This window comes from Leptolyngbya sp. FACHB-541 (assembly GCF_014695875.1).
Taxonomy (GTDB): domain Bacteria; phylum Cyanobacteriota; class Cyanobacteriia; order Elainellales; family Elainellaceae; genus JAAUTN01.
Genome location: NZ_JACJPC010000052.1, coordinates 44213 through 54393 on the forward strand (window position 1 = coordinate 44213; position 10181 = coordinate 54393).

The window sequence follows — 10181 nt, forward strand, 5'->3', positions numbered from 1 at the left end:
TACTATCTTTACTTTGAACGCAAATTACTTGGTGGAAAAACTATGAGAGCCTTATTTAACCTCTGAACAAGAATCAGCTTTGATTTCCGAAGAATCGAAGAGTAAATTCAGTCCATTCGTTGTTGCTTGTAACTTCAATACTTCCTGCTAATCTCTCTACTAACTTCTGAACTAAAGCAAGCCCTAGTCCAGTTCCTCGTTGCTGCCAAGGATCTGCTTGAGGTATTCGATAGAATTTATCAAAGATGTAAGGCAACTCTGCTACAGGAATTTCAGATTGATTGCCTATTGTAAAAACAATTGCGGATAAGCTATTAGACAAATTGTCACCGGAGTAGGGAGCATGAATAACATTCAACGCAATCTTTCCTCCAGCAGCGGTATATTTACAAGCGTTATTCAGTAATTCAACGAGGATTCGTTCCAGACTGGGAGGATGTGAAAACAGAGGGGGTAAGTTACCAGACCAATTGAATATCAAACTTTGCTGACACTCACTGGCACGTACTTGAAACGGTTCAATGACTGAAGGTAGCCAGTTTTGCAGATGCAGTGTTTCAAATGAAAGGGGAAGCGCATCTGCTTCTAGCTGTTGTAAATCAAGAAGGTTATTGATTAATTCCGTCTCCCGTTTACATTCCGTTTCTAAAATTTTCAGATAACGCTCCCGCTGCTCTTGAGTTGAAGGCACTTTGAGCATGTGGATTGCCATCTTAATGTTTGCCATTGGTGCTCGCAGTTCATGAGAAACGGTACTGAGGAAATCATCTTTGAGTTGGTTCAGTTTCTCTAAGTTTTCCACCTGCACTTGAGCTGCTTGGTAGAGTCGAGCTTGGCGAATAGCGATCGCGCATTGATTCGATATTTGCTGTACTAATCGAATCTCTGGGTCACTGAAGATATAGTTTGGGTGAGTATATAGCCATAGATCACCAAGAACGCCGTGTTCATCAGAAATAGGACAGCCGAAAATGGAACGATTTTGACCTAACCAAACGGGGCTAGAAGATAGCAAGCAGAACTGGAGGCTTTGACCTTGAAGAAACTGATTATGAAGCTCAAGATGATCTGTTATGAGCAGTACGCTTCCTTGCTTAGAAGGTAACGAGGGACAGTATTCATAATAGACAGTTGAGGTACCTTGTTCAAGATCGTAGAGAGCCGTATCGCAACCATCTACCTCTAGCCCAAGAGCTAATTCTCGAACAACAGTTGTCAAAATCTGACTTTCATCCAAACTGTCACGAACCTTGTCAGTAATGCGCTTTAGCATTGAGTCAAATTTCAATGCTTGCTCTATTTGAGCCATGTATGCTTGTAGCTTATCTTCCTTTTGCTTTCGAGGTGTAATGTCTTGAAGATATATCGAGAGTCCGTACTGGGTTGGATAGATACGAGCTTCAAACCAGGTATTAAGAGAATCACAAAATACTTCAACGGTAGTACTGACTTGTTGCGTCAGAGCGTCATAACACTGCTGTCGATATGGAAGCAAAATCGATGAGTTTGAAAGCTCCCAAATATTCTTACCAATTAAGGCAGCTCGATTGCTTAGAAAGAATTGCTCTGCATGTCCGTTGAGATAAGTAAATTGCCATTGATGATCAAGCGAAAAGAAAACATCAGTTATGCTTTCAAAGATGCTTGTGATCTGCTGACTGGCAGTGTCATTACGCCGATTTGGCGGTAGCGCAGCTTGCTGTTGACGTTGTCTTTGGAATTCTTGCCGTACTCGCTCTTTGTAATTAGCAAAAAACTCAGCTAATCGAGGCTCTTCGTGTAGTAGTAACCCAAGGTGCTCTGTAACTCGTTTATCTGCTTCATACGCTATCTCAGGATGAGCTTCGACCCACATGTGACAAGTTTTTACGTAAGCAATTAAGGCAATGAGATGCTCGTAATTCAGAGGCCCTAATAGACGGAGTAACTCTCTTCGACAAGATTCAGATACTTCTGGTTTTAGGAAGATAGAAGTGCAGCACGCTAACAAACTAGCTTCGAGTGCTGAACCTGGTTCTAAACGAAGTGTTAGTTCTCTTTCACACTGCAAAACGTTGAGATGTTCCTCAAGATTCACCTCAGATGGAGGTGGTGACTCTAGTAGTGCCAGTACCTCCTGTGCCTGCATACCTAAAGGTCTTAAGGTACAACTGTGACAAATCATGCAGTAGGGAATTGTACAGAAGCGCGAAAGATAGGCAGAGAGTTTTTCTTTAAATAGAGCAGGGAGCGGATTCTCAATGTAAGCAAAGAGAGTTTGGTGCCAGAGATAGCTTAGAATTCGTGGACTATGTTGGGCTGGACTAAAAAAGGGAGGAATAAAACCGAATCGGTTTTGAATCTCCAACTGAATTTGTTCGCTAGTTAACATGGATAGGAAAGACAAAATGCAAAGGAGCCCCTTTTCATTGAATTGCTTACGTCCAGCTGTCTGAAATTGTTAGCAGCTTACTAAGGCTTAGCTGCCATGTTGTTTTACCCAGTAAGGAAGGGAGCTATCTGTGTAAAGCAGGGAGTGATCAAGAAACTAATTCAACTATTGTGTAGCGTTATTTCGTATGAAGCGCATTCAATAAGACAAATTTTACTATTGCCTTATTATTGACTTTAGAACCATTAATTAGAACAGTCGCTAGATAGTACTGTGAACCACAGCGACTTCTAAAAAATCGTGATCAAGGTGGCGGCCAGTCTTCCCTTTTTCCCTGCCGCCAAAGGGTTTTCATTTTAACCGACTACGGTCGTAAAAGTCTCAAGATCGCGAAGATACACCGCATCTTCACCTCGTAACTTTCGCCGTTGAATCCTTTCTGGTACCTGAAATGGCAGATCCTTCATGAGCACAGCCTTTTTTTTGTGAAGCGTATAGACCTTCATCCCTTTAAGGTTGAGCACAAACTCTTTTTGTTCCGCTGTGCCCTCTCGCTGCTCAGTTGAAACTTGGTCAAACAATGCTGCCGAATTCCAACCGATCGTAACTGCCCCATCTGTAGCAGGAAGGCTCCACAAGTTTAGATAGCTTGGATCTCGATAACTCTGACTATCCTGCCAGAAATCAAAAACGGGCACTGATCCACTTCCTACAAAAAACTGCTCTGCACTTTCCTGAGTGAAGGACAAGGGGATTGAAGCAACTGAACTCTTCACAGGAACCGCACACGCAGCATGAGCATTTGTGCTACTGCGATCCCAAGCGTAGAGCAAAGAACCCCCACCTACATAAACCACTCCAAACCAAAAGACTGTCCACATCAAAACCGTAACAATCACGTCAAGAGTTTCAACGCTCATAAAAACCTTTCTCCTTACGAGTAGCTGTGTTCGGTGTAGAGATAGAACACACTCTTTGCGTACTAGGAGCATCACGAGCGAGTCAAGAGAAATTTTGCTTCAGCTTCAGCGCTATCTATCAGGCCAGTGCAGGAAGCTAGTAAGGGATATGAAACATTTTTTGCCTTTTTCCCGACGCTTCTCTGAATGTGGGAGAGACCCCAAGGTGTCAAGAGTGCGACAACGGAGCAGCGAAGCGAACTCTTGACACCTTGGAGTACCCACTATCCTACCGAAGCGGGGAAAGGGCTTCTTGCTATTCGTACTGAAATAATGCTTGAAAGCATCAACTCAAAATTATTACTCTGTCCGTACTTTTAGGGCACGGGTAGAAGAGATTGCTTCAAGGCAAGAGACCATGCTGGGTAAAGCTTCTACGGTTTTCAAGCGAGAAGGTTTCCAGGGTGGCTCTGAAGGGTGAACGCAAAACACCTTTAGGGAGTAAACTTCACACGGTTATCCCCCTATGACTCAACCCACTACTCCGCTTACGGAAGGAGATCTCGCCCAATTTATTGGCAGCGAGGCGCTCTACCACCATCCAGGGTTTAACGTTCGCTATACCGAGGGCGTTCGCTACGTCGCTGAACGTGGTGGGGCCTACTGGTTAATTGATGCGATCGCCTCCTGGCAGAATGACCCGCGCATCCGGGACGACCCGATGCTTCAGGGCATCCAGTTCTGGACACTGACAGTAAACCCCGATCGCTCCGCACGACTAATGTGTGAGCGAGACCAGGGAGATGTTGCTGTCACCCAGGAGATTCCTTTCACAGACTTTCCGCTCCAAAGCTTGAAGCTGTACTACCAACAGGGAGTACTGTTTCTGCCATCGGAGTGTTAGGAAGTACAGCGCCAGTGATCGGAGCCATGCAGGGGCATAGAGAGTCAAAGGTTCTGTATGCTTTACCCTGCATGATCTCTTAGCCTTAGCTTGAAAAAGAATAGGAATAGGGAGAAAACTTCTACCAATTCCAGGGGAAGATGCCCTTCACGTCTTTGGACGCATCTTCAACCGTATCTACAATCTGAACGTGTTTCTGAGATCTGTTTCCTTCGATTGGCGTTGCTTTGAGTCTATGAGTCGCAGCAGTTTCACCAACAATGTAAGCGGTCTGAGCATCCTGGGGGAGCGTTGTGCGATCGCCCTCTCTGCCGCCAGTTTCCTGATAGAGTTCTTCGGTGCTGCACCCAAAAAGCGATCGCGTCATCTTCTCTGTGGCATGGGCTTGGGTTCTCTTGTCGCCGCCCTTATCTTGAACCGTTTGCGTAAAATCCTTTCTGACCGTCTTTCCATCAACTCGCCCTCGCACGGGCTGCGAGTTGCCGAGGAGACTTAGTTGTGATTCCTGAGAGTTCTCCTCTGGTTGCTGTCCGAACCAGTTCAAAAAACCCATGAGCCTTACCTCTTTCCTCTGATGTAAAGTCTACCGATAGCAATTGCTCTAAACCGAGCTTGATTAGCTCCAGTCCGTTAGGGAGCATGAGAAACTCTTCAACGATCTGGTGGCGGTACTCGTAGTCCCAATCGTCGGGAGTGAAATTGAAGGTGGAGAGGATGAGCGTGTAGGCATCGACTAAGCCAATTTTGGCGTTGAGCGCCCGAAACCGGCAAAGTGCCTTTTCCCAAGTAACTTTACGGCGAAGATCGCCAAAGTCTTTCCTGATTTCTGCCTTAAACAGCTCAGGCTGAATGACCGACCGCTTAAACCAGCAGTGATCTTTCCACTCTTCAAATACCCGCTCTTTGAGTTCTCGCAGTTTCATAGCTAATCGCACGAGTAAGGCTGTGCCCCTGTATTGTACCTATTACCCTTATTGGCCAATAAAGTAGAAATCATAGGTCACAGCAGTTCTATCTGTCCGATCGATTACAAGAACAATGAGTAAACTCTGCGGGTCCCACTTGGCGCGATAAGCAGCTCCACTTTGGTTAATCCAGCAGGTGGGGGACTCGCTCAAGATGGTGTTCAGGTTGTTGATCGGTATGGGAAATGTCTGATTAATCAAGCTGCTTAGTTCTTCGCGGTTGATGCCTGTACCGCGATCGCGCCCTTCACAGGGATCGGGACCACGAGCAGCGGCGGCTGGTGCAGCCGTAAAGAACAAGATACTGATGGCAACTAGAAAAACCGTTGGGATGGAGCGAAGAAACTGCATGTTTTGCTTCCTCCTTGAACAGATTTCAGTGCGATGGCGTGACTACTAACCTTAAACAAAGCTGTTCTATTCATTTCAACTCGGCTGATTTTCATAGTGATGAAAGGGAATGAGAGGGCGAAGGGGAACCTCATGGAATCTGCTTGAGACCTCCAAGAAGCTCTTGATTCAAAAATACCACATTTATGCATGAATGCATAAATGCACTAAGTCATTTTTGTCTGCCTGAAAATCGACTATGGCAGAATGACTTGAGATTTACTGTGTGCTTAGTGTGCCTGAAGAAGAGAAGCCAAGGCTTTTTCGTGCCTACATCCCACCTCGCATCGATTTTTTGATACGGGCGATCGTCCCGCTCAAAAATAGCGGTAAGGATTGGAATTTGAGTGATGTCCTGACCGAAGCGTTGGAAGACTGGCTGAATAAAGCAGAAAATCGGGCGCTAATTGAGCGTCATAACCTGGAGCAGGCATTGAGAGAGAAGATGGTGTCGGAGGAGAAGTCGGAGTAAAGCCTTATCAGTGCTTACTTCTAACGTTAGAGGTTTATTACTGTCGCTAGCCTGCGAGTGGGGAGAAGGGGATAGTGCAGTTCTTTAAGAGATTTCCCTCATTAAAGTTGATTCACTTTTCGGCGTTGCTGAAAGCGTAATGGTTAAGTAGGTAGAGGAATAGCTCGATACTTCAAATAGTGAAGCAGCAAACGGAGTGAACATTTCAACATCTCAAGGGATTTGGAGTAGCACAAGGTTTTACGGTGCAACCGTGCTAGGTAATGCCGTAGACGGGTGTTCTCCCCCTCAACCCGAGTCATGTAGGTCTTGCTCACAATCTGGTCACCGTCCTCAATGAACATCGGATAAACCTTCCATCCATCCGTGACATAGAAGAAGCAGTGCCAGCACTTAACGATGAGCCACAAGAACTTAAAGGTTTGTGCACTACGGTCGCCTATTACCCATGCCAAAATTCCAGCCTGCTTGTGATTAACGGCAGTCCAAATCCAAAGTTTGTTGCGCTTGTTGCCGACAAAGGTTTGCAGTTCATCCAAGTCAGTTACTTCTGGGATGTCTTGAACTTCAGGCGCATCTGGAAGTGGATGTCCGGGACTGTAAATTAGATTGTGTCAAAGGTCAAAACCAGATCCAATGAACTAATCTACCTGAGACGCAACTAATGGATTTTCGACCTGAATTAATTGATGAGCTGCTGAAAGAGTACCGTCAGCCTGAAGACCTGATGGGTGAGGGAGGCATCTTTAAGCAATTGACCAAAGCTCTGGTTGAGCGGTGCTTGAGTGCTGAACTTGATACCCATCTTTCAGAGGAGCAGGCAGAAGCAGACCTGGAGCGCCCTAAGAACCGCCGTAACGGGCGGAGCAAAAAGACGATTAAGGGTGAGTTTGGCGAAGTCGAGATTGGCGTAGCCCGCGACCGCAACGGTGTGTTTGAGCCACAGTTGGTTCAGAAGGGGCAGACCCGCTTCAACGGGTTTGACGACAAGATTTTGGCGCTGTACGCCCGTGGCATGACGACTCGTGACATCCAAGCTCAGTTGCAGGAGTTGTATGGGGTAGAGGTCTCACACACGTTAATCTCTAACGTGACTGAAGCCGTTGAGCAAGAGCGCAAAGTTTGGCAGAACCGTAGCCTGGATAGGGTCTACCCGATTGTTTATTTCGATGCCCTTGTCGTCAAAGTGCGACATGAGGGACGAGTTATTAACAAAGCGATTCACTTGGCTCTGGGGGTGAATCTGGTCGGTCACAAGGAGTTGTTGGGACTGTGGATGACTCAGAATGAATCGTCCAAGTTCTGGCTTTCAGTGCTCACAGAGTTGCAAAACCGGGGCGTTAAGGACATCTTCATTGCCTGTGTGGATGGATTGACAGGGTTTCCAGAGGCAATTGAGGCAGTCTTTCCCCAAACCACTGTACAACTATGCATTGTCCATTTGGTGCGAAACTCCCTGAGCTACGTCTCCTATAAAGACCGCAAGGCAGTTGCAGCAGACCTCAGAATCGTTTACAGTGCTGCGACTGAAACCGATTCTGAGCAAGCCCTGGTTGATTTCTCGGAGCGCTGGGACAAGCAATATCCCACGATCAGTAAATCCTGGATGAACCACTGGAACCGGGTCATTCCCTTCTTTGCCTTCCCACCTGACATCCGTAAAGCGATTTACACCACCAATGCCATTGAATCAATGAACATGACCCTGCGAAAAGTTTTGAGAAATCATCGTTCCTTTCCGACTGACGAATCTGCCATGAAGGTGATCTACTTGGCGATCCACAACATTTCGAAAAAGTGGACGATGCCCATCCGAGATTGGAAAGCTGCTCTCAATCGCTTTGCCATTGAATTTGAGGGCAGGTTCCCAATCTAATATTCTTCTCTTGACACAAACTACTTTACAAACCCGGATGTCCTGCCGCTTGAATCCAGCGCAAAATTGTGGTGTGGTGAATCTGGGTGACCCGCTCGATACCTCGCAGTCCCATGCTATTGAGATACATCTTGATGCACAATTGCTTCACCTCATCCGAGTAGCGCCAAGGATAGTAGGATTCGAGAAATTGTCGCCTGCACTGCTTACACTTGTAGCATTGTCTCCCTCGACGATGCCCGTTCTTAGCGACTTGAGTTGAATTACATTGAGGACATTTCATTCTTCTATCATGCCAAACCAAGCATTACCCTTGCAGCAACGCCCACTTTTCTGGAGAGTAGAAGAAGGAAACTTACTGGAGCGAGTAACTTAAGGAAGAATCTTTCTTCCAACGGCCGACCTATTAGAGTTGATTACCTCATCAAGCCTTGCTGCAAGCAAACTCTAACACCGCTTGTAACAACACATCTGGGTCAACAGGCTTAGCCAAATGCTGTTGAAAACCTGCTGCAAGTGCCTGTAGCCGATCTGATTCTTTGGCATTAGCGGTCAGGGCGATCGCTGGCACCTGCCCTCCTTGCTCAGCCGTCAACGCTCTAATTTGGCGGATTAACATAAACCCATCTGCATCAGGCATTCTGATGTCACTGATTAAGATATCTGGTTGCTGCTTCAGAAAGGCTTGAAATGCATCATTTGCTGAACTCACTGCGGCTACCTCTGCGCCGTAAGTTTCAAACAGAAAAGCAAAAAGTTGAAGGTTATCATTATCGTCATCTACGATTAACACCCTCAACCCATCTAGACTGGGGCTATTGCTAAGGGACATGGATCAAGATTGGGTGACGGAGATTATAGAATAGACTCGATACTCCCACAAAAAGCCTTACTTTTCGTTAGTGTTGCTAATAAACTCAGGTATTTCTGCCTTAAAATAGACTGATCGTCATAGTAACGGTTCTGCCCTACTTAAATTACCATTAGGAACCGTTTTCATTCCTTTCACCCTCCCCTCGTCCAACCAGCTTAAGGACCTCTTGAACTAACTCATCTGGGTCTAGTGGCTTAGGCATAAAATGCTGAAAGCCTGATTCTAAAGCTCTCTCAGCGTCAACCTCCCTCGTGTAGGATGTTACAGCAATGGCTGGAAGTTCGCTCCACGCTCCTTCCAAATGCCTGACTTGCTCAATCAACCAACGTCCGTCCTCCTCAGGAAGCCTGACATTACTAACTAGAATGTCTGGTTGCCGTTGTCCTAATTCTCCCAAAGCTTCAAGCGCAGAGTTCGCAAGGACAACCTCTGCTCCGTACTCTTCCAGAATGAACGTAAAAAGTTCAGCAATATCAGGTTCATCCTCAACGAGAAGCACTGTCAGTCCTGCCAACAGAAACCTTTGAGAATGAGGCTCATTCTTTGTATTTCGCATAGCTGTAGTAGAGAGTACAACTGCCTTCATGAAGGCTTACAAGGCAGTTGTCCTGTCTCTCCTATCCGATAGAGATCGCAAAATACTGGGTTAAAAATTGTGACTAGCAAATGTCTCGTCTAGGCACCTTACACTTCACCACTGCGGATAAGGCTGGCACCACAACTGATCACCCTTGATGTCAGTGTGCATGAGAATTGTTGTACGGCAACCTCGCTTATAATTGTAAATTGCAGCGCACTATACTCTGCTCTGTGTAACTAACGAAACTGAGAGACTGGAATGCAGTTGAGGACGATGGATTCACGTTTAAAGGAATCCTCATGTTGTCGCTGGGAACCAATAGCAGGTTGGGGATCACTAAATGTCTGTCTCTACTACTGACGCAATACATACGCGAGAAACATGCCCACAGTTTGGCAATCGGGGATCATTCCCTATCGAATTAATCAGGGAAAGATAGAAGTATTACTTATTACTACTTCCAGCGGTAAACATTGGGTGATTCCTAAAGGTTGGATCGCGCCCTGGATGACATCATCGTCCTCTGCAGCAAAAGAAGCGATAGAAGAAGCAGGAGTTATCGGAACGGTTACTACCCCTGCAATTGGTCGCTACTCTACTCAAAAATTGGGATATTCCTATCAGATCGAGGTGTTTTCCATGCGAGTGGAGGAAGAGCTAGAAACCTACCCTGAAGCTAAGCGCCGACAGCGTCAATGGATGAGTCCTTCTCAGGCAGTTAAAAAGGTGCGATCGCTTGAGCTAAAGCGCCTTCTTATACAATTCCGTGAATCCTATACGAGTGGTGAATAAACTACGAGAACAGCGTTGCATCGCATTGCCTTCTCAATTCTAAGACTTCTACAGTCGC

Annotated in this window: 12 protein-coding genes and 1 pseudogene; 4 read left to right on the top strand and 9 right to left on the bottom strand. The window is 46.1% G+C overall.

The window, feature by feature from the left end:
* Positions 1 to 73: 73 nt before the first annotated feature.
* The gene (locus H6G00_RS36620; RefSeq protein ID WP_190646512.1) at positions 74 to 2077 is read right to left on the bottom strand and encodes an ATP-binding protein; all 2004 of its coding nucleotides are present in this window, start codon (positions 2075 to 2077) and stop codon (positions 74 to 76) included.
* A 650-nt stretch (positions 2078 to 2727) separates the two neighbouring features.
* Entirely contained in the window at positions 2728 to 3291 is a 564-nt protein-coding gene (locus tag H6G00_RS11735) for a hypothetical protein (protein WP_190646511.1), read from the bottom strand.
* A gap of 505 nt (positions 3292 to 3796) precedes the next feature.
* On the opposite strand from H6G00_RS11735, the gene H6G00_RS11740 reads away from it, so the two are divergent.
* Positions 3797 to 4174: a DUF6876 family protein gene (locus tag H6G00_RS11740; RefSeq protein ID WP_199318437.1), complete on the top strand. Its 378-nt coding sequence runs from the start codon at positions 3797 to 3799 to the stop codon at positions 4172 to 4174.
* A 121-nt stretch (positions 4175 to 4295) separates the two neighbouring features.
* Here the strand turns inward: H6G00_RS11740 and H6G00_RS11745 are convergent, their stop codons facing one another.
* From H6G00_RS11745 to H6G00_RS11755, 3 genes are read right to left on the bottom strand one after another with little or no spacing between them, the layout of a single operon-like run.
* Positions 4296 to 4643, bottom strand: a complete 348-nt coding sequence (locus tag H6G00_RS11745; RefSeq protein ID WP_190646508.1) for a hypothetical protein — start codon at positions 4641 to 4643, stop codon at positions 4296 to 4298.
* Positions 4627 to 5097 (bottom strand): hypothetical protein, encoded by a 471-nt coding sequence (locus H6G00_RS11750; protein ID WP_190646507.1) that lies wholly within the window; start codon positions 5095 to 5097, stop codon positions 4627 to 4629. Before H6G00_RS11750 ends, H6G00_RS11745 begins: the two co-directional genes overlap by 17 nt.
* Positions 5098 to 5145: 48 nt before the next feature.
* On the bottom strand, positions 5146 to 5490 hold the full coding sequence (locus tag H6G00_RS11755; RefSeq protein WP_190646506.1) for a hypothetical protein: 345 nt from the start codon (positions 5488 to 5490) through the stop codon (positions 5146 to 5148).
* A gap of 265 nt (positions 5491 to 5755) precedes the next feature.
* On the opposite strand from H6G00_RS11755, the gene H6G00_RS11760 reads away from it, so the two are divergent.
* A complete protein-coding gene (locus tag H6G00_RS11760) occupies positions 5756 to 6001 on the top strand; it encodes a hypothetical protein (protein WP_190646505.1) in 246 nt (81 codons plus the stop codon).
* A gap of 143 nt (positions 6002 to 6144) precedes the next feature.
* On the opposite strand, the pseudogene H6G00_RS11765 reads toward H6G00_RS11760, so the two are convergent.
* Positions 6145 to 6585, bottom strand: a pseudogene (locus H6G00_RS11765) (IS1 family transposase); the annotation flags it as partial.
* Between the two features lie 80 nt (positions 6586 to 6665).
* Here H6G00_RS11765 and H6G00_RS11770 point away from each other — a divergent pair.
* Positions 6666 to 7877 carry an IS256 family transposase gene (locus H6G00_RS11770; RefSeq protein ID WP_190796864.1) on the top strand — a complete coding sequence of 404 codons (1212 nt, stop codon included), beginning with the start codon at positions 6666 to 6668 and terminating at the stop codon, positions 7875 to 7877.
* 25 nt (positions 7878 to 7902) lie between these two features.
* Here H6G00_RS11770 and H6G00_RS11775 read toward each other — a convergent pair whose 3' ends face one another.
* The 3 genes from H6G00_RS11775 to H6G00_RS11785 all read right to left on the bottom strand — a co-directional run bounded on the left by H6G00_RS11775 (position 7903) and on the right by H6G00_RS11785 (position 9265).
* The gene (locus H6G00_RS11775) at positions 7903 to 8160 is read right to left on the bottom strand and encodes an IS1 family transposase (protein ID WP_190796865.1); all 258 of its coding nucleotides are present in this window, start codon (positions 8158 to 8160) and stop codon (positions 7903 to 7905) included.
* A gap of 141 nt (positions 8161 to 8301) precedes the next feature.
* Positions 8302 to 8709: a response regulator gene (locus tag H6G00_RS11780; RefSeq protein WP_190796866.1), complete on the bottom strand. Its 408-nt coding sequence runs from the start codon at positions 8707 to 8709 to the stop codon at positions 8302 to 8304.
* A gap of 151 nt (positions 8710 to 8860) precedes the next feature.
* A complete protein-coding gene (locus tag H6G00_RS11785) occupies positions 8861 to 9265 on the bottom strand; it encodes a response regulator (RefSeq protein WP_199318438.1) in 405 nt (134 codons plus the stop codon).
* Positions 9266 to 9712: 447 nt separating this feature from the next.
* Between H6G00_RS11785 and H6G00_RS11790 the strand changes: the two genes are divergently transcribed.
* Entirely contained in the window at positions 9713 to 10123 is a 411-nt protein-coding gene (locus tag H6G00_RS11790) for an NUDIX hydrolase (RefSeq protein ID WP_190646600.1), read from the top strand.
* Positions 10124 to 10181: the final 58 nt, after the last annotated feature.